Origin of the sequence: Limnohabitans curvus, assembly GCF_003063475.1 — a bacterium.
GTDB lineage: Bacteria > Pseudomonadota > Gammaproteobacteria > Burkholderiales > Burkholderiaceae_C > Limnohabitans > Limnohabitans curvus.
Map to the genome: position 1 here is coordinate 858039 of NZ_NESP01000001.1, position 17917 is coordinate 875955.

The following is a 17917-nucleotide window of genomic DNA, read 5'->3' on the forward strand; positions in this document are numbered from 1 at the left end:
CGCCTGCGCTGTCATCACAAAGTGATGAGGGTGCAACCCGTGGTTTTGCGGGCTTCCAAGTCGCGGTGTGCTTGGGCGATGTCGGCCAAGGGGTAAGTTTGGTCGATGTGAATCTTCACCTTGCCGCTGGTCACCGCGTCAAACAAATCGTCGGCCATTTCTTGCGTGCTTTCGCGCGTGACGATGTGGCTGAACAAAGTTTGACGTGTGAGGTAGATCGAACCCTTGGGGCCCAAGATGCCTGGCGCGATGGGAGCCGGGGCGCCTGAGGCGTTACCAAAGCTGGCCATCAAACCAAACGGTGCCAAGCAGTCGAGTGACTTGTCCCACGTGTCTTTGCCCACCGAGTCGTACACCACTTTCACGCCCTTGCCGCCTGTGATTTCTTTCACGCGAGCCAAGAAGTCTTCGGTGTTGTAGTTGATGACATGTGCAGCACCATTGGCTTTGGCCAAAGCGCACTTGGCATCGCTGCCAGCGGTGCCAATGAGTTGGTAGCCCAAAGCCTTGGCCCATTGGCAAGCGATCAGGCCCACACCGCCCGCGGCAGCGTGGAACAAGATGAAGTCACCGGCTTTCAAGCCGCCTTGAGGCAGCGTGCGCTTGAGCAAATACTGAGCGGTCAAGCCCTTGAGCATCATGGCGGCGCCGGTTTCAAACGAGATCGCGTCTGGCAATTTGCACACGCACTTGGCGGGCATCACACGCTCTTCGCAGTAGCTGCCGGGTGGCTGGCTGGCGTAAGCAGCGCGGTCGCCCACTTTCAAATGGGTCACGTCCTCGCCCACGGCTTCGATGATGCCCGAGGCTTCCATGCCCAAATGCAAAGGCATAGGCAGCTGGTACACGCCGCTGCGTTGGTACACATCAATGAAGTTCAGGCCAATGGCTTTGTGGCGAATGCGAATCTCGCCTGGGCCGGGTTGGCCCACGGTCACGTCAACGAGCTTGAGCTCTTCGGGGCCGCCGTGTTGTTCGATGATGACTGCTTTGGTCATGGGGTGATGCTCCAGATGTAGGTGAATTTTTAAGACGTTGAATCCTGCCACGAAATGGGTGCCATGCGTGTCGCACAGGTTATCTGAGCCCTCGGGTAAAGTCCTGCCCTTATGTCTGTTGTTCCTCACACCCTGACGCCGCGCAATGCGGCGCTTTTATTGATACCTCCCCTGCTATGGGCTGGTAACGCCGTGGTGGGTCGCATGATTGCGGACCTGATCCCGCCACTCACCCTCAACTTCATTCGCTGGGCCTTGGCCTTTGTGCTGTTGTTGCCGCTCGCTCACCAGGTGCTAGGCCGCACCAGCCCTTTGTGGGCGCACTGGAAGCACTACGCCGTGCTGGGGCTGTTGGGTGTGGGCTGCTACAACAGTTTGCTGTACTTGGCACTGCAAACCTCAACCCCCATCAATGTGACGTTGGTGGGGGCCAGCATGCCCGTGTTCATGCTGCTGGTGGGCGCATTATTTTTCCAACAGACCGTGCGCAAACGACAAATGGCCGGCGCGTTGCTGTCGATCTTGGGCGTGTTGGTGGTGCTGTGCCGTGGCGACTGGCAAGCCTTGGCCAATGTGCACTTGGTACTGGGCGATGTGTTTGTGTTGATTGCCACCGCCTGTTGGTCTTGGTACAGCTGGTTATTGGCCCGCACACAAGAGCCCGCCGAAGCGCGCAGCAACTGGGCCAACTTCCTGATTGCGCAAATGGTGTTTGGTTTGTTTTGGTCCGCCGCCTTCAGCGGCGCCGAGTGGTCGGGATTCACAGGCTTGAGCGATGTGCGCATCAGCTGGGGCTGGCCTTTGGTGGCCGCGCTGGTGTATGTGGCTGTTGGCCCCTCGCTGTTGGCCTACCGCTGCTGGGGCTTGGGCGTGCAACGCGTGGGACCGAATATTGCTGGCTTCTTTGTGAACCTCATTCCTGTGTTCACCGCCACCTTGTCAGCCTTGGTATTGGGCGAAATGCCGCAGCTGTATCACGCTGCGGCGTTTGCGCTCATCATTGGCGGCATTGTGGTGTCGTCACGCAAGTAACAGATTTATTTCCCCAGATAAACCGCACACTCTCGTAGCCGTTTACGAGCCGTACCTAAGTTGGCGATGCGGTTGGTGCTATCTAAGCAAGATGTGTCGTGTGTGATGGTGAGCTTGCCGTTGTCTTCTTGTTTTAAACGCAGCAACACCGTGGTTAAAAACTGGTCAGGTTCATTGCGTGGGTCTGGAAACCAAGCACTGTCGATATAACCAAGCGTGACGAGAAACGCATCCGGCACTTCTGGTGGTGCAGTCATGGCTTTAACGTCAAAACAAAATGGCTTACCTTTGATGAGTTGCATGTCACGCCCAATGTCAACACGACCAACACCTGCTATTTCGTTTGCTTCGTTGAGCATGAAGATGTGGCATTTTTTACCTCGCCAATTGATTGAATCGCATGATGGTCCTTTCCAATCGAGACTGTTGCCTTTGGTGGCGTAGTCTTTGCACTCGGGAATCATGTCGTTATCAACAGCAAATTGGCATTCCCCCAAATCAGTAGACAAATATGATGTCAAAACTGAAATGGAGAATTGCAAATGCAACGAGCGAAATATGCCCCTGAGTTCAAAGACGAGGCAGTCAAACAAGTCATCGATAAAGGCCACTCGGTTGTCGATGTAGCCAAGCGACTAGGCATTGCTGAAGGTGTTCTGTACACGTGGGTCAGTAAGTTCAAAAAGGCTGATGAACCATCTACCAACGATCTAAAGGTGCTGCAAGCCGAGATGGCCAAGCTCAAGGCTGAGCTAAGACGCACTACCGAGGAGCGCGATATCCTAAAAAAGGCCGCCGCGTACTTTGCAAAGCAGTCCGGGTGAAGTACGCATTTATTCAAGCCCACCGATCCGAATTCAAACTCACCAGCATGTGCCGCGTTCTCAAAGTTCACCGCAGCGGCTACTACGCTTGGCTGCATGAGCCGCTCTCAGCAAGGGCAAGAGCCAATGAGGTGTTGACGGCAAAGATCAAAGAGTTCTACGACCAGAGCATGGGCATCTACGGCAGTCCGCGCATCTTCTGTGACCTGCGTGAAGCTGGCGTGGCTTGTAGCGAAAACCGTGTGGCGCGGCTGATGCGTGTGGCTCAAATCAAATCAGTTCGAGGCTACAAACGCCCTAGGTACAAAGTGGGCAAGCCTTCATTGGTTGCGCCCAACCAGTTGCAGCGCCAGTTCCAACACGACGAACCCGACCAAGCTTGGGTGACGGACATCACGTATATCCGCACACATGAAGGGTGGCTGTATTTGGCGGCTGTACTAGATTTGCATTCGCGTGCGGTGGTGGGATGGAGTATGGGCCCACGCATGCAGACGAGCTTGGTGCTGGATGCATTGACGATGGCGGTGTGGCGCAGAAGGCCAAAGGACTCAGTGATCATCCATTCTGACCAGGGTAGCCAATTTGGCAGCGATGAGTTCAACCGCTGGTGCAAAGACAACCGACTGAGCCCGAGCATGAGCCGTCGAGGCAACTGCTGGGATAACGCGGTTGCTGAATCGTTCTTCAGTAATTTGAAGAGCGAACAAATCAAGAAGCGGATTTACCAAACTCGGGCTGAAGCTAAGTCGGACATCTTCGATTACATCGAGGGTTTCTACAATCGAGTTCGACGCCATAAGCACCTCGATCAACTCAGCCCCTATGAGTTCGAGCGGCAGCGTCAAACTGCGCTATGAAAAGTGTCTAGAGGTTTGGGGGAATGCCAAATGATGCAATGGCGGAGGTGTACACAACACCGTTGAGGGACCATTTAAAAATGGAGTTAACTCCACCTATTCCTGCGTTTGGTTTGTAAGGTTCACCTGAGTTACTGGGAAAAGAAAAGGTGTTCTGCTTTACAAAAGGACTTAGATTTTTGACATAAAAAGCTAATGCCGAATCGATGTCCGCTGGCGTTTTTGGAGATGCTTTGTCTAGCCGTAAATCAGCATGCGCAAAGGCACAGAAAATACTCAAAACAAGACTTGTCAGAAGTCGTGCAGCCTTCATTGTGGGGCTCCTCAAATAAATGCGTGATAAGCAAGCTTGGTGTATTCACGTCGCTTGAGTACGGGGTTGTTTGAGGCGTTGTTGTAGCCGCCTCGCTCGTATTTTCTGATTTCGCCTGAGTTGACGACCTTCGTCACGGCATCAATGCAGGTGTTATCAAGCCCTTTGTCGGCCAGTTCATAACACTTGTTTCGCAACCAAAACCACACAGCAGAACGAACGGCATCTGGCATTTGAATTAACAAATCTGGCTGCTCAAGCACATCTCGCGTGGCCCCAAAATATTGGACGTAATCTTCTCGGAATTTTTTGTAATTTTCTTTCCCTGTGACTTGCTTTAGCCCACGACCACGGTAACCCACAACTCAAACGTGTCCAATGCGTCTTTGGCTTTGATATCTGGTAAAGCACCTTGGGCATCCGTTTTGATGCGAACCAGCTCTTCGCCCAGCGATACCACCTTGCACTCCAATCCTTCGATGGCTTCACCAATGAAGTCGAACAACCGAAACTTGATCGCCCACTTCGCGGGTTTTAGGCTGGCCTTGGCTGGCAATAGTTTGTCCAACTTTCTCCCACTCTTGGCGTGCGTTTTGCACCCACGCCTCTACGGAGTCGCTGAGCTTGTGGATGGAATGGCGTAGCGTCAACTGCATATGCACATCACTTCACAGCGCCACACTGACGTAAACGCTTGCGGGCATCAGGAATGTTGTCGATGCGATTGGGGTTACCAAGGCAGGTATCGTCTTGCTCCACTTCAATCTTGCCGTTGACCGCTTTGACCCTAAAGAGGCTCGTCATACGGAACCAGCCACCACCCGTTGGTGTCACAGGCAAACCCTGCAATGCCTCAGGAATGAAGTACTGCATCGTTACCAACAGTTCATTATTGGCCTTGTTAGCGATGCCGATAGCAGGCATGGCGTTACAAAAATGCGGGAAGCGTTCTTTAATTTGCATCGTGTACAGGCCCACCCATTTGCCTTGAGCATCAAAGAACATCAGGTGGCAGCCGTCTACATGCGGCTGTCCTTCAACGCAACGATAAGAGCGGTAGTTATCAAGATCAAACGTACACACCTCATCAGGGCGTGACTTGAGCATGAAGAGTGCGGGTTGGATGTAGTACAACGCATCATCAATGATGAGGCGAAAGCCAATGGGGGTCTGTGGATCGCGAGTTGGAACAGCATTTAACTTGCTATCAACTATCGTTTTGATTGTAAATTTATCTGGCCAGTAAGTATCTTTCCAGTCGACATTGGGTAGCTTCAAATCACCCAACTGCACATTCGCCCATGTAGGCATGCACAGCAGCACAATTAAGCCGAGAGTTAATTTTTTCAACATCACACACCCGCTTTCTTGTATTCGTTGTAAGCAGCTTCTAGCCTTACGTGGTAGTTATCTGCTTCATACCCTGGTCCGTTGTAGTTGTAGGCCATCATTCGCCAGTCTTTGTCCTTTACAGCTTGATGCAAAGTCTTGTGTCGGCCGATGGTTTTTTTGTGGGCATCCAAAATCGGTGCTGCTGGCTTCTTCTCAATAAACGCCGTGAGCAAAGCCAGTTGCCCTTTTTCACCTGAGCACATCACTTTGACAAATTCAGTCAAGTCGGGCCTGTCACAAATCTTGTGGTTCTCTCCCATGATTTGGAACTTACCCCATGAGCAGGCTTTGAGTGCCTCGTCTTTGTCGAGTCGATAGGCATTGAGCAGACGCAAGTAGGTGTTGCCGTTGTAAGTGTCTTGCTCCTCATCGACACGGTTGTCGTGTGTGTAGGCGTGTGGGTTTTCGTCCCCCAAATAGGCTTGCACCTGTTCGTTGTTCATGCCGATGGATGAGACAGTTTTGCCGCCGATTTTCTTTTTCGCACGCACATACGCTTGAGGCCATGACACATCAGGGTTCACCTTGTCGTACTGATGCTTGGTTAATCGGCTGAACTTGTGCCGTTCATACAAGATATAAGGGACATGCACATTGCCATCTTTTCTGAGTTGCCAATAGGCATTGCGTCCGCCGCTTTCTACTTTGGCGAAGGCTTTTAAAACGTTGATGTCGCATGCCAGTTGGAAGGCTGCTTTTTTCCAATCCTCCTCCGTAATCGACTCATCCTTATAGCCTTTGAAGTACTCAATCAGGTCTTGCGGAATGTCCACCGACAGCTCAATGGTGTTGTGCGCGGCGCTTGTGTTTTTGTGAACGGGGCTGCCTGCCTTAACGGGCGTACCTTTGGCTTTGCCGTCGTGTGGCTTGTCGGCTGCGTGTGCGGGGGCGTGTTTTTTCTTGGCCGCTTCAGGGTCGTGCGGAGCCAGTTGATGTGTGATCTTGATGCTGGGTGAGACCATGTTCATCCACTGTTGGCCTTGGCTGGCAATGGTTAGTCCAACTTTTTTCCACTCTTGGCGTGCGTTTTGCACCCACACCTCTACCTCAGCACCAAGTTTTGCCAACTCCAGCTCAGGCAACAACCCACACGCATTGCTTTGACATAGATGTTCTTTTCCATCTAATTTGAGCTTGGCGGCAATGCCCTCTATGGGATGACGCAACTTGTCCATAAACATGACTTGCAATGTGTCTTTTGGAGGCAGCGGTGGTTCCAAATAAATCACTTGCCCGATGTACAAAACATTTGGGTTTTTGATTTGGTTGATATCCACCAACTCTTGAACCGTCTTCTTGTAAAAACGTGCAATTCCACCAAGGGTGTCGCCTCTTGCGGCCGTATGTGATGAAGGGTTTGTCATGACGTGTCCTTATGTTTGGCCTTCATCAAGTGAATTGATTTCTGTCTGCCAGTGATCATCACTTTTAAGATAAATATCGGCATCTCCTGCTTGACCGGCAAATACGAATCTTTGCGAACTTGTTTCAGACAGCGGCATGCTGGCAATTTTTTCTCCATCAGCATCGACCGACAGATTTGAAAAACTTGTTGCAGCCTCTGGCAAAAAATCAGCGTTTTGAAGTGCAGATGAATCGAGTCGAAGGCTGTTATCAGCCAGTATTGGTATGACTGGCAACTTGGGCATCGCCACAGCCGCCGCACTCGCAGGCGTAAACGTTTGATGGTCAGCTGCATACACATGGTCGTAGCCTGGTGTCACCCACTTCACCCCTTCGGGAGTGATGGTGACTTCGGTAGGGCCGCTTTGCAAACGTATGCCTTTGGCCGCAGTGGCTTTAATCCAATCCCCCGTGCTCATGATTTCCACCACCCGCTTGGCAATCAACTCCATGTCGTTGTCCTGCGCCTGTAGTTGCACCTTGCCCTTGGCGCTGAAGATGCGTATGCCTTGTTGTGCAAACAGTCTCAGGTGTTCTTTGACGCTCGCCAACAAACTCCTGCCCGTGCTGATGCTGGTGTGCCCACCACTGGTGATGGCGTGATGCTGACCACTGTGCTGGTGCGTTGTTTGAGTCGTTGTGCTTTGAATCCCCGCAGGGCTGGCCATGATCAGGTATGGCTCTGTGAGCTCTGGGTGTTGTCCCTCTTCTCCCTTTGCTTCTCCCTTGATCGCCTCGTTCTGCGCCTTCAGCTGCTTGGCCACCTCGTCTTGGTCATCCGCATCATGCGCTTGATGGTCTTTGGCAAGGTTGGCTAAGGTCTCGTGTTGGTCTCGGGCTTGGGTCAAGCGGCTGGTGGTCTCGCCCATGTCCAGCATGTGCGATTGCGCTTGGCTTCGGCCTTCGGTGCTGATGAGCAAGCCGTCTTTGGCGCGAATCGCACCATGGTTGTCTGTGCGCAGCTCAAACCCTTCACCCCTGGCATCTTTGCGGCCTTGGTTGTCTTCAATCCTGCTGATATGGCCCAGGCTGAGTTGGCTGTGGGCGTGGTCGCTTTTGAGCTGAGCTTGGATCTTGGCTTCGGTGTCATCCAAGATGAGGTGGTTGCTGCGACCTGCGGCTGAGTTGCCGCCACTGGGGGTGAGCTCTCGGCTTCTAAACCCACTTAAGGCTTGGCTGGAGGGCAAGGCCCAAGGCGGCATGTTGAGCTGGTTGTACACACGGCCTGTGCAGATGGGGGCGTCTGGGTCTCCACCCAAGAAATCCACAATGACTTCTTGGCCCACGCGTGGCACATGCATGGCACCTAACTGGTTGCCTGCCCACGCGCTGCCAACGCGTACCCAGCAAGAGCTGTTTTGGTTCTTCTGGCCGTAGCGGTCCCAGTGGAACTGCACTTTGATGCGCCCTAGTTGGTCGGTGTAGAGGTTGCTCTCTGCGGTGTCTGCACTGGGGCCACACACCACAGCGGTTTCTGGGCCGTGGGTGCGGGGTTTTTCATTCGCAAAGGCTGGGCGCAATGCCTCGGTGCTGGGCTGCACATCAAACTGGGTAACCACTCGCCATTGGCCGCTTAGGCGTTGGGCGTCGCTCAAGGCTTTGATGTTGAGTGCTTGCACGGAGCTGATGACGTTTTGCAATATTTGTTGTGCAGCATTGCTGCTGTCACGCTGGGTGTCTTCACTGACGTTTTCAATCAAGACGTGCGTGCCCAGAGTGATGTACTCGGTGTTGGCTTTGCTTTGCGGGTACTCGCTGAGCTTGAAGGTGCTGCCCGCTTGAATACCCCGCACATGCCCCACGCCACTGGCGCGCAGCCCGTCTTGGCGCAAGGCCTGCATGCGCAGACGGGCCAAGTGCTTGCCTTGCTCTTCGGTTTGGTTGGCTGGCTTGGTGGCCCCCGCATTGGGCTGGGCGTAGCGGGTTTGGTGCCACTGGTACACCTCTTGGGTGTTGTGGCCCGTGTTGCGAGGCGCTTTGTGCTCTGACGCTAAGTCTGTCTTGGGGCGGGTGTAGTCATACTCCACGCTCGCAAAACGGGCACTGACCATTTGTTCTGCGGGGCTGAAGGCATGGATGTATTCACGGTCTAGCTTGTGACCCAGTGGATAGAACGGGTAATCATGTGCGGGTTTGAATGCACCGTTGTGGTCTGACAAGACCAAGCGGTGTACGCCACCTGAGTGTTCGAAGTGGTAGTTAATGCCCCAGGTTTGCATGAGGCGGGTGACAAATTCAAAATCACTCTCGTTGTACTGCACGCAGTAGTCGCGCACGGGGTAGCTCTCGATGAGCCTGCGCTCCACAGCAAAGGGGTAGTCCGCCAGCACGGCGTTGATGACGTCAACGGGGGTTTGGTCTTGAAATACTTTGCAGTCACTGGTGAGCGTGGCTAGGTGTAGCCACGAGCGCAGGGTCAACTCATACAGTGCATGGCGGCTGTCTTCACCCAAAAACCTTGCTTGCGTGATGAGGCCTGAGATTTCTCGCACGCCTGCGTCTTGGTTGCTCATGCCAGCAAGACCGGCCAAGCCCGCCACAAACGAGCCGTGGCCTTCGAGTTCAATTTGGCAGCACAGCTCGTGGCCGACCAGGTCTTGCAGCGCATAGTTGGCTGCAGCACCGCCCACGAAGTTCAACGCATCGGGGGTTTGCAAGGTCAGCTTGTATTCAAACAGCTGGTTGAGGCCTTCTGCGCCTTCGAGTTTTAAGGGCACCAAGCTGCCCGCACCCACCACTTGGTCTAAAGCGGAGCTTTGGACGCTTAACGGGCGCTTGGTGGTGAAGAGATGCTGCATGGAGATTCTCTCTTTGAACGGAAAAGAGAGAATCGTATAGGAACTTATAGGTTAATTTTAGGCACTTTAGTGCCTTTTTTAAATGACTTACAAAACATGAAAAGAGTCATCTGAACCAGATGTACAAAAAGCAATGCTCTTAAAACGTGCCTGCGTAAGCCCCGCCATCGGTCAAGATGTTTTGACCCGTCATGTAGCCCGCTTGCGCTGAGCACAAAAACGCGCAGGTGTCGCCAAACTCTTGCGGGTGACCAAAGCGTTGCGCAGGAATGGTTCTTTTGCGCGCTTCGGCAATCGCCTCGATGGGCTGGCCAGTTTTGTCTGCCGCACCTTTCATCGTGCCTTTGAGTCGGTCGGTGTCATACGCGCCGGGTAGCAAGTTGTTGATGGTCACGTTGTTGGCCGCCAGTTTTTGCGTGCGTGCCACACCCGCCACAAAACCCGTCAATCCTGAACGTGCGCCATTGGACAAGCCCAAGATGTCGATGGGCGCCTTCACCGCACTGGAGGTGATGTTGATGATGCGGCCAAAGCCTCGCTCGGCCATGCCATCCACCGTGGCTTTGATCAGCTCAATGGGTGTGAGCATGTTGGCATCGACCGCCTTGATCCAATCGTCGCGTTCCCAGTTGCGAAAGTCGCCGGGTGGCGGACCGCCTGCGTTGGTCACCACGATGTCAAAGTTTTTACCGGGGCCACCGGCCACCGACCAAATGGCTTCGCGACCTTGCTCGGTGGTGATGTCCACCGCCACCGCGAGGATGGTGGTACCCAGCTTGCGCAGCTCAGTGGCCGCAGCGTCTAGCGCCTCAGCACCACGCGCCACGATGACCACGTTGACGCCTTCGCGTGCGAGTGACTGCGCACAGCCAAAACCCAAGCCCTTGCTTGCGCCACCCACCAATGCCCATTTACCTTTGATACCTAAATCCATCACTTCGCTCCGTACTTAGAAACAATAAACACACCGCTTAACACCAAAAGGGTACCCACACCAATCCATATGTTCAGCGGCTCATTCAGCACCCAGACGCCCATCGCGATGGTGGCCATGGGGCCAATCATGCCTGTTTGTGCAGTCAAAGCAGCACCGATGCGTTCAATGGCCATCATCACCATGAGGACAGGTGCAACCGTGCACGCCAAGGCATTGAGTAAGGCCAGCCACAACACCTCTACAGGCACATGCGCCGCAGACAGTGGGCGCAGCAACACAAACTGTGCAATGCAGCACACGCACGCCACACTGGTGGCCCACCCCACCAATCGCAAAGAGCCAATGCGGTTCACCATCTGACCGCTGAAAATCAAATACATCGCATACGTCACAGCGCTCGCAAAAATCAATCCGCTGCCCAAGGCCACGTCGGCACCTGACAGCGTGAGCTCATGCGCAAACACCAGCAGCACCCCGCTGTAGCTCACGCCCATCGCCAACATGCGAATCGGTTGAATGGGGTTTTTGTACAGCGCCCAACCGAGCAACACGACCAGCGTAGGGTTGAGGTACAGAATGAGCCGCTCTAAGCTGGCCGTGATGTATTGCAAGCCTAAAAAGTCAAGGTAGCTCGACAAGTAGTAGCCCACAAAACCAAGCCCCATGATATTCAACACATCGCGACGGGTCAGCGGGTTTTCGCGCGCGATGGCTTGACGCTCAGCCCACAAGCCCATGGCAATGAAAAACGGCAGCGCAAACAACATGCGGTACATGATGACGGTGACCGCATCCACGCCATACACATAAGACAGCTTGACGATGATGGCCTTGCCGCTGAACGCAATGGCACCCGCAGCCGCTAAAAGAAGCCCCGACAAAGCAGGACGTTGGACAGAATTCATTCGTGAAAATAACCAGTAAGTCTTGAGTTTATGTGAGCCTTAGGCGCGGGCGTGTCACAAACGCTCGGTACCATTGGGGGGTATGTCATCCCTCGAACTCACCCTGCTGTATTTGTGCGCTGCCGTGATCAGCGTGGTGGCGTGTCGACTGCTGCAACTGCCCGCCATGTTGGGCTATTTGTTTGCAGGCGTGGTGATTGGTCCCAACGCGCTGGCCTTGGCCAAAGACTCCGCAGCGATTGAACACCTGGCCGAATTTGGCGTGGTGTTTTTGATGTTCGTCATCGGCCTTGAATTCAATTTACCCAAACTCATGCGCATGCGCAAGCTGGTGTTTGGGTTGGGCTTGGGGCAAGTGCTGTTCACGCTTGTGGGCGCATTGCTGTTCAACCTCGCCGTCGGCTTTGCGCTCAAAGAGCTGGGCTACCTCTGGCGCTTGAGCTGGCAAGCGGCTTTGGCTTTGGGCAGTGCCTTGGCCATGTCGAGCACGGCCATCGTGGTCAAGCTCATGGCGGACCGTGTGGAGCTGGAGTCACCCCACGGCCAACGCGTGATGGGCGTGCTGCTGTTCCAAGATTTGGCCGTGGTGCCGCTGCTGGTGCTCATCCCCGCGCTGGCGGATATGGGCGAGCACAACATTTGGAAAGTGCTGGCCATCGCCATGCTCAAGGCAACCGCGCTGGTGGGCTTGTTGCTGTGGGGCGGTCAGCGCGTGATGCGCAGTTGGCTGCATTTGGTGGCACGTCGCAAGAGCGATGAACTGTTCATGCTCAACCTGTTGTTCATGACCTTGGGCTTGGCCTGGCTCACCGAACTCGCAGGTTTGTCGTTGGCCATGGGCGCTTTCTTGGCCGGCATGTTGATTGCTGAGACCAACTTCAAACACAAGGTCGAAGAAGACATTCGCCCCTTCCACGATGTGCTGCTAGGTTTGTTCTTTATCACCATCGGCATGAAGCTGGATTGGGAAGTGTTGATCGACAGTTGGGGCTGGGTGCTGCTGCTGTCGTTCATCCCCGTGTTTTTCAAAGCAGGCTTGGTGTTTGTCTTGGCGCGCATCACCGGCGCGCCTGCCGGTGTGAGCCTGCGCACCAGTTTGTACCTCGCACAAGCGGGTGAATTCGGTTTTGTGCTGTTGTCACTGGGCTTGCAAAACTCCCTCATCCCTGCGGCTTGGATGAGCCCCATCTTGGCGTCCATGGTGTTGTCAATGATTGCCACGCCCTTCTTGGTGATGAATGCAGACCGCATCGTCAACCGATTCATCAGCACCGATTGGTTGCTGCAATCGCTGGCCCTCACCGGCATGGCCCAGCGCACGCTCAAAATTGAAAACCACGTCATCGTGTGCGGCTACGGACGCAGCGGCCACAACTTGGTCGATTTGCTCAAGCTTGAAAACATTCCTTATGTCGCCCTCGACTCCGACCCAGACCAAGTACAAATGGGCCGCGACCATGGCCACCATGTGGAACTGGGCGATGCCACCCGTTTCTCGAGTCTCATGTCGGCGGGTTTGGTGCGCGCCGCCGCCGTGGCCGTGACCTACCCCGACTTGCCCTCTGCACTGAAGGTGTTGGCGTGGGTCAAAGAGCACGCGCCCAACGTGCCCGTGATTGTGCGCACCCACGACGACGAACACTTAGAAGACCTGCGCGCCGCAGGCGCTGCCGAAGTAGTGCCCGAAGTGATTGAAGGCAGCTTGATGCTCGCCAGCCAAACTTTGGCGCACATTGGCATTCCCCTCAAACGTGTGATTCGTTTGGTGCAAGGCCAGCGTATGACGCGCTACGCGCTGATGCGAGACCCAAACAAATACAAAGAAGGTTTAGACGACATCGCTGCACTCTGAGCGCAAGTCCGTGCGTGGCGGCTTACCCTAAGAAGTCGTGCCACAACCGGAGCAGCACGTTCACCTCTGCCAGGTTGAAACGTCCCTCAGGCAGATTCCACCAAGCGGTGTCTTCTGGCCCCACATGGCTCTGATTGAACTGCACACCGCTTGCAGAAAAGTCCACGCCAAACGCATCGCCATCTGCAAACCATTGCGTTCGCTGGCCTGCCTCAATTTGTGCGATGGCATCCAACACCTCTTGGCAACGTTCGACGGTATTCACGTCGCTGGTCAGCCAGCTGCACACAAAACGATTCAGCGGATGCTGTGGGTCTGCTGCGCCATCGTCATCCACCCATTCGCACGCGGGATAACGCACAGGCTGCGCCCCGCTGCCGGGGATAGGCGCTTGTGTTTGGATGAAACAACGAAGTGACATGAATCAGCGGCGTTGGCTGTACACGGGATACGCCGTGACGCGCGGCTCTAAATAGCCTTCCACGCGCACACCGCTGGGCGTGAGTGCGCTCCACTTGTCACCGCGAATGGTTTTGGTCGGGCTGAACCAGGCGGCGTTCACCTCGCTCACCACTTGCGCTGCCGTCCAGTTTTTGGGAAACATGGTGTTGGGCATGGGGTTGCCGTTGCGGTCGGTTTTGGTGAGCCACTGGCCTGGGTGATTGGGGTCCATCATTTGCACTTGCGCGCGGTACACGCCGGTGGCATCTGGTGCGGATGCCGTGCCTTCCATCACACGCACATCGCCGTTGAGCAAGGTGTGTCCGCCTGTAGGCTCGCCGGTGTGGCGCTTGTAGTCGGCACCGATGATGTGTTTGAAATCAATGGGGGAATTGCTGGCGGGCAGCGCAGCTTCGGCGGTGCGTGCGGCTTGAGGTGCAGACTCTTGCACCACCGCCACCGACTTGGCTTTTTCATGCGACGCCGTACTCGATGGGCTGTGCGGCGCTTTGTAGGAAAAGAACGTCGATAGCGCAACGACCACCAAGGCCAACAAAAGACGACTCAATTTACTCACCCATCACCTCACCTTCGCGTCGTGGGTCAGCACCGCTGATCCACACAGTTTGTCCATGTTTGTTTTGCTTCACCACGGCCTGCAGGCCACTGGTCAACGCAAGTTCTTTCACCTCGTGGCCGCGCTCACGCAAGGCCGCAAGGGTAGCAGGCGAAAAGCGCCCGCCTTCCAACACCACGGGCCCGCCCACGCTGCCAAAGTTGGGAAGTGCGATGGCTTGCTGCGGGCTCAAGCCCCAGTTCAACACACCCACCAAAGTTTTGGCGGTGAAGTGAATGATCATCGCGCCGCCGGGGCTGCCCACACTCATCACCAACTGGCCCGTGGCCTTGTCAAACACCAAGGTGGGTGACATCGACGAACGTGGGCGTTTGTTGGGCTGCACGCGGTTAGCCACGAGGCGACCCTGTGCATCGCGCGGGGCAAAACTGAAATCGGTCAACTCGTTGTTGAGCAAAAAACCTTTGACCATTTGGCGCGAACCAAATGCGTCTTCAATGGTGGTGGTCATGGCCAGCGCGTTGCCGTATGCATCGACGATGCTGATGTGCGAGGTGCCGTACTCCGGCTGTTCAGCCATGGGCGCAAAGCTGCTGCGCTGCGCATGCACAGGCACAGGCACAGGCACACCGGGCAAGGCCTGCGGCATGGCCGTGGGGCGAATGAGTTTGGCACGCTCATGCAAATACGCAGGGGCCAGCAAGCTTTGCCATTCGCCGCTGGGTGCCGGTGCAAAGTCAGGATCGGCCACATACAAGGCACGGTCGGCAAAGGCCAAACGCGAAGCCTCGGTGTACAGATGCAACCAACGCGGGTCGGGTGTGCCGTCCACCAGCTCTGTCGGTGGCGACATCAATGACGCGGGCGTGTGCTGCAACATGCCCAGTATTTGGCCGATGGCAATCGCGCCTGAGCTGGGCGGTGGAAAGCCACACACGCGATACACACGGCTCGCCGCTGCGTGGTCAAAGCACACGGGTGTGCGTTCTTTGGCTTGGTAGTTGGCCAAGTCATGCAATGCCAAACGGCCGGGATTGCTGGGGTGCTGTTGCACTTTGCGCACCACAGCCTCGGCCACCTCACCGCTGTAAAACGCTTGCACGCCCTCGTTGGCAATGCGTTGCAACACGGCGGCCAATTCAGGATTGCGCAACACATGGCCGATCGCGTGCGGCTCGCCATTGGCTTGGTAAAAGTAAGCGCGCGCGGTGGGGTCTAAACGCAAATACGCATCTGCCTTGAGCTGCGCGTGCAAACGCGGGCTGATGGCAAAGCCTTGGGTTGCCAATGCAATGGCAGGCTCAAACAATTTGGTCCATGGCAGTTTGCCGTGTTGGGCATGCGCTTGCGCCAACATGCGCAACACGCCGGGTGTGCCCACCGAACGACCGCCCACCACAGCCGCGTGAAACGCTAGGGGTTGACCATCGGCATTGAGCAGCATGTCTTCTGTGGCAGCTGCAGGTGCTGTTTCGCGGCCATCGAACGCTTGCACCTTTGCGCGCCCCCCTTGTGTGGCCGTGCTGTGCAACAAAAAAGCACCGCCGCCAATGCCACTCGACTGAGGCTCTACCAAACCCAGCACCATTTGCACGGCGATCGCTGCATCCACAGCCGAGCCGCCGGCTTTCAACACATCAAAGCCTGCTTGTGTGGCCAAGGGGTTGGCCGCGGCCACGGCAAATTTCTTGGTGACGACGTCGGCTTTGCGTGTGAAGCCTGTGGCGATTTCGGGTTGCAGCGGTGTACCGCTGACCGTGGTGGGCGATGTCAACCCACCAGACGGCACAGCGCATGCTGCCAACAAGGCCAACACCACCGCCAGCACACCGACGCGTTTCAAGCGCACGTTGTTTTGCGCATCCACGCTTTAAAAGCCTGCGGCTAAACCATCGCGCCGCGCATCGCTAGCGACCACATAGCCTTCAACCTTGGGATTACCTGCACGCCAGATGAATTGACCCGCGCCAAAGTCTTGGTAGTTGTCGTTGATGACCCCCACTTGGTGGCCACGCGCTTGCAAACCGTTCGCCGTGTCATGGTTGAGCGAAGCCTCGACGTTGATCTCCAAGCCCGCGTTGTAACGCCAACGCGGTGCATCGCATGCAGCTTGCGGGTTTTGTTGGTAGTCCAGCATGCGCACCAGTGTTTGCATGTGACCTTGTGGTTGCATGTTGGCGCCCATCACGCCGTAGCTCATCACGGGCTGACCGTCTTTGCTGAGGAAGGCTGGGATGATGGTGTGGAAGGGTCGCTTGCCAGGTGCTACCAAATTGGCGGGGTTCAAACCCTGCGCGTTCAAGCTGAAACCGTGGCCACGGTTTTGCAAGCTGATGCCAAAGTTGGGCTCCACACAGCCAGAGCCAAAACCCATGTAATTGCTTTGGATGAAGCTGACCATCATGCCGTTTTCATCCGCCGTGCTGAGATAAATTGTGCCGCCCTTCACTGGGTTGCCTGCACCAAAGTCTTGGGCACGGTTCATATCGATCAATCGAGCGCGGCTCTTGAGATAAGACGGGTCCAGCATTTGCGCTGGCGTGACTTCCATCGCGCTGGGCTCAGCGACGTAGCGGTACACATCGGCAAATGCCAGCTTCATGGCTTCGATTTGCAAATGTTGTGAATCCACGCCATCGACCTGCAAGCTGGCGATGTCAAAGTTCTCCAGAATGCCCAAAGCGATAAGTGCCGCGATGCCTTGCCCGTTGGGTGGAATTTCGTGCAGCGTATAGCCACGGTAGTTTTGCGCAATCGGTGTGACCCATTCGGCTTTGTAGTTGGCAAAGTCGCGGGCAGTGATGCTGCCACCGTGTTCGGTAGAGAACTGTTCAATCGCGTGCGCAATCTCACCACCATAAAACGCTTGGCCTTTGCTTTTTGCAATTGCACGCAAGCCCTTGGCTGCGGCAGGGAACGTGAACAATTCACCCACGTTGGGCGCGCGACCCCATGGCAAAAAGTTTTGGGCAAAACCGGGCTGGTTTTGTAACTCCGGTGTGGCGGCGGCCCACTTTTGTTGCACCACCACGGGCAACAAATAACCGCGCTCCGCAATTTCAATGGCGGGCTGCATCAAGTCTTCAAACGGCAACTTCCCAAACCGCTCACTCATCGCCACCCACGAGGCCACCGCACCGGGTACGGTGACCGAATCTATGCCGCGCTTGGGCGGCGTCTTGGCGTCGTCACCGTATTTGCGTTTGAAGTACTCGGGCGTCCAGGTTTGCGGTGCGTGGCCCGAGGCGTTCAGCCCATGGAGTTCTTTGCCATCCCACAAGATGCAAAACGCGTCTGAGCCCAAGCCACAACTCACGGGCTCGGTCAGTGTGATAGCCGCTGCAGCCGCAATGGCTGCGTCCACGGCATTGCCGCCTTGCCACAGCATGCGCAAGCCCGCTTGAGCCGCAAGTGGATGCGACGTGGACACCACGTTGCGCGCAAACACAGGCAAGCGTGTGGAGGTGTAGGGATTGCTGAAGTTGAACTGCATAAGGTTTTAAAAGGCCCGGAATGATCGATTGATTCAACCATAAAGAATTCAAAACTGAGTCATTCTTTGAGGTTCACAAATACATTAAATT

At 55.4% G+C, this 17917-nt stretch carries 17 protein-coding genes; 3 read left to right on the forward strand and 14 right to left on the reverse strand.

Going from position 1 to position 17917, the window contains the following annotated elements; genetic code table 11:
- Positions 1 to 14: 14 nt before the first annotated feature.
- On the reverse strand, positions 15 to 998 hold the full coding sequence (locus B9Z44_RS04310; RefSeq protein ID WP_108358138.1) for a quinone oxidoreductase family protein: 984 nt from the start codon (positions 996 to 998) through the stop codon (positions 15 to 17).
- 111 nt (positions 999 to 1109) lie between these two features.
- Between B9Z44_RS04310 and B9Z44_RS04315 the strand changes: the two genes are divergently transcribed.
- On the forward strand, positions 1110 to 2030 hold the full coding sequence (locus tag B9Z44_RS04315) for a DMT family transporter (protein ID WP_108358139.1): 921 nt from the start codon (positions 1110 to 1112) through the stop codon (positions 2028 to 2030).
- 5 nt (positions 2031 to 2035) lie between these two features.
- On the opposite strand, the gene B9Z44_RS04320 is transcribed toward B9Z44_RS04315, so the two are convergent.
- The gene (locus tag B9Z44_RS04320; RefSeq protein WP_146180583.1) at positions 2036 to 2539 is read right to left on the reverse strand and encodes a hypothetical protein; all 504 of its coding nucleotides are present in this window, start codon (positions 2537 to 2539) and stop codon (positions 2036 to 2038) included.
- A 33-nt stretch (positions 2540 to 2572) separates the two neighbouring features.
- On the opposite strand from B9Z44_RS04320, the gene B9Z44_RS04325 reads away from it, so the two are divergent.
- Positions 2573 to 3714, forward strand: a protein-coding gene (locus B9Z44_RS04325; RefSeq protein ID WP_211308669.1) for an IS3 family transposase whose coding sequence is annotated in 2 segments (ribosomal slippage) — positions 2573 to 2819 and positions 2819 to 3714 — 1143 coding nt in all. Because the reading frame shifts where the segments join, the coding sequence is not laid out codon by codon here.
- 7 nt (positions 3715 to 3721) lie between these two features.
- On the opposite strand, the gene B9Z44_RS15030 is transcribed toward B9Z44_RS04325, so the two are convergent.
- From B9Z44_RS15030 to B9Z44_RS04360, 8 genes are all read right to left on the reverse strand, one after another.
- Positions 3722 to 4027: a hypothetical protein gene (locus B9Z44_RS15030; protein WP_146180584.1), complete on the reverse strand. Its 306-nt coding sequence runs from the start codon at positions 4025 to 4027 to the stop codon at positions 3722 to 3724.
- Between the two features lie 11 nt (positions 4028 to 4038).
- A complete protein-coding gene (locus tag B9Z44_RS15035) occupies positions 4039 to 4389 on the reverse strand; it encodes a hypothetical protein (protein WP_146180585.1) in 351 nt (116 codons plus the stop codon).
- On the reverse strand, positions 4365 to 4595 hold the full coding sequence (locus tag B9Z44_RS04335) for a hypothetical protein (protein ID WP_146180586.1): 231 nt from the start codon (positions 4593 to 4595) through the stop codon (positions 4365 to 4367). The genes B9Z44_RS15035 and B9Z44_RS04335 overlap by 25 nt, the downstream gene beginning before the upstream one ends.
- 95 nt (positions 4596 to 4690) lie before the next feature.
- Positions 4691 to 5380: a hypothetical protein gene (locus B9Z44_RS04340; protein WP_108401800.1), complete on the reverse strand. Its 690-nt coding sequence runs from the start codon at positions 5378 to 5380 to the stop codon at positions 4691 to 4693.
- Positions 5380 to 6783, reverse strand: coding sequence for a LysM peptidoglycan-binding domain-containing protein (locus tag B9Z44_RS04345; RefSeq protein ID WP_108401801.1), 1404 nt, complete (start codon positions 6781 to 6783; stop codon positions 5380 to 5382). The genes B9Z44_RS04340 and B9Z44_RS04345 overlap by 1 nt, the downstream gene beginning before the upstream one ends.
- A 9-nt stretch (positions 6784 to 6792) precedes the next feature.
- Entirely contained in the window at positions 6793 to 9621 is a 2829-nt protein-coding gene (locus B9Z44_RS04350) for a type VI secretion system Vgr family protein (protein ID WP_211308684.1), read from the reverse strand.
- A gap of 139 nt (positions 9622 to 9760) precedes the next feature.
- Complete coding sequence (locus tag B9Z44_RS04355) at positions 9761 to 10555, reverse strand: SDR family oxidoreductase (protein ID WP_108401803.1); 795 nt, start codon at positions 10553 to 10555, stop codon at positions 9761 to 9763.
- Entirely contained in the window at positions 10555 to 11463 is a 909-nt protein-coding gene (locus B9Z44_RS04360) for a DMT family transporter (protein WP_108401804.1), read from the reverse strand. Before B9Z44_RS04360 ends, B9Z44_RS04355 begins: the two co-directional genes overlap by 1 nt.
- Positions 11464 to 11545: 82 nt before the next feature.
- Here B9Z44_RS04360 and B9Z44_RS04365 point away from each other — a divergent pair, with 82 nt between their 5' ends.
- Positions 11546 to 13315 (forward strand): cation:proton antiporter, encoded by a 1770-nt coding sequence (locus tag B9Z44_RS04365; RefSeq protein ID WP_108401805.1) that lies wholly within the window; start codon positions 11546 to 11548, stop codon positions 13313 to 13315.
- A 22-nt stretch (positions 13316 to 13337) separates the two neighbouring features.
- Here B9Z44_RS04365 and B9Z44_RS04370 read toward each other — a convergent pair whose 3' ends face one another.
- Genes B9Z44_RS04370 through B9Z44_RS04385 form a run of 4 tightly spaced genes read right to left on the reverse strand, consistent with a single transcriptional unit; the run spans position 13338 to position 17826 of the window.
- Entirely contained in the window at positions 13338 to 13736 is a 399-nt protein-coding gene (locus B9Z44_RS04370) for a hypothetical protein (RefSeq protein WP_108358146.1), read from the reverse strand.
- A 3-nt stretch (positions 13737 to 13739) separates the two neighbouring features.
- Entirely contained in the window at positions 13740 to 14333 is a 594-nt protein-coding gene (locus B9Z44_RS04375) for an EndoU domain-containing protein (protein ID WP_108358147.1), read from the reverse strand.
- Entirely contained in the window at positions 14326 to 16200 is a 1875-nt protein-coding gene (locus B9Z44_RS04380) for a gamma-glutamyltransferase family protein (RefSeq protein WP_245912759.1), read from the reverse strand. The genes B9Z44_RS04375 and B9Z44_RS04380 overlap by 8 nt, the downstream gene beginning before the upstream one ends.
- A gap of 3 nt (positions 16201 to 16203) precedes the next feature.
- Positions 16204 to 17826 carry a gamma-glutamyltransferase family protein gene (locus tag B9Z44_RS04385; RefSeq protein WP_108358148.1) on the reverse strand — a complete coding sequence of 541 codons (1623 nt, stop codon included), beginning with the start codon at positions 17824 to 17826 and terminating at the stop codon, positions 16204 to 16206.
- Between the last annotated feature and the right edge of the window lie 91 nt (positions 17827 to 17917).

Bases quoted from the DNA above. Each gene is read 5' to 3' on its own strand.
- B9Z44_RS04310 (WP_108358138.1), bottom strand. From the start codon at position 998: ATGACCAAAGCAGTCATCATCGAACAACACGGCGGCCCCGAAGAGCTC.
- B9Z44_RS04315 (WP_108358139.1), top strand. From the start codon at position 1,110: ATGTCTGTTGTTCCTCACACCCTGACGCCGCGCAATGCGGCGCTTTTA.
- B9Z44_RS15030 (WP_146180584.1), bottom strand. From the start codon at position 4,027: ATGAAGGCTGCACGACTTCTGACAAGTCTTGTTTTGAGTATTTTCTGT.
- B9Z44_RS04340 (WP_108401800.1), bottom strand. From the start codon at position 5,380: ATGTTGAAAAAATTAACTCTCGGCTTAATTGTGCTGCTGTGCATGCCT.
- B9Z44_RS04345 (WP_108401801.1), bottom strand. From the start codon at position 6,783: ATGACAAACCCTTCATCACATACGGCCGCAAGAGGCGACACCCTTGGT.
- B9Z44_RS04350 (WP_211308684.1), bottom strand. From the start codon at position 9,621: ATGCAGCATCTCTTCACCACCAAGCGCCCGTTAAGCGTCCAAAGCTCC.
- B9Z44_RS04355 (WP_108401803.1), bottom strand. From the start codon at position 10,555: ATGGATTTAGGTATCAAAGGTAAATGGGCATTGGTGGGTGGCGCAAGC.
- B9Z44_RS04360 (WP_108401804.1), bottom strand. From the start codon at position 11,463: ATGAATTCTGTCCAACGTCCTGCTTTGTCGGGGCTTCTTTTAGCGGCT.
- B9Z44_RS04365 (WP_108401805.1), top strand. From the start codon at position 11,546: ATGTCATCCCTCGAACTCACCCTGCTGTATTTGTGCGCTGCCGTGATC.
- B9Z44_RS04370 (WP_108358146.1), bottom strand. From the start codon at position 13,736: ATGTCACTTCGTTGTTTCATCCAAACACAAGCGCCTATCCCCGGCAGC.
- B9Z44_RS04385 (WP_108358148.1), bottom strand. From the start codon at position 17,826: ATGCAGTTCAACTTCAGCAATCCCTACACCTCCACACGCTTGCCTGTG.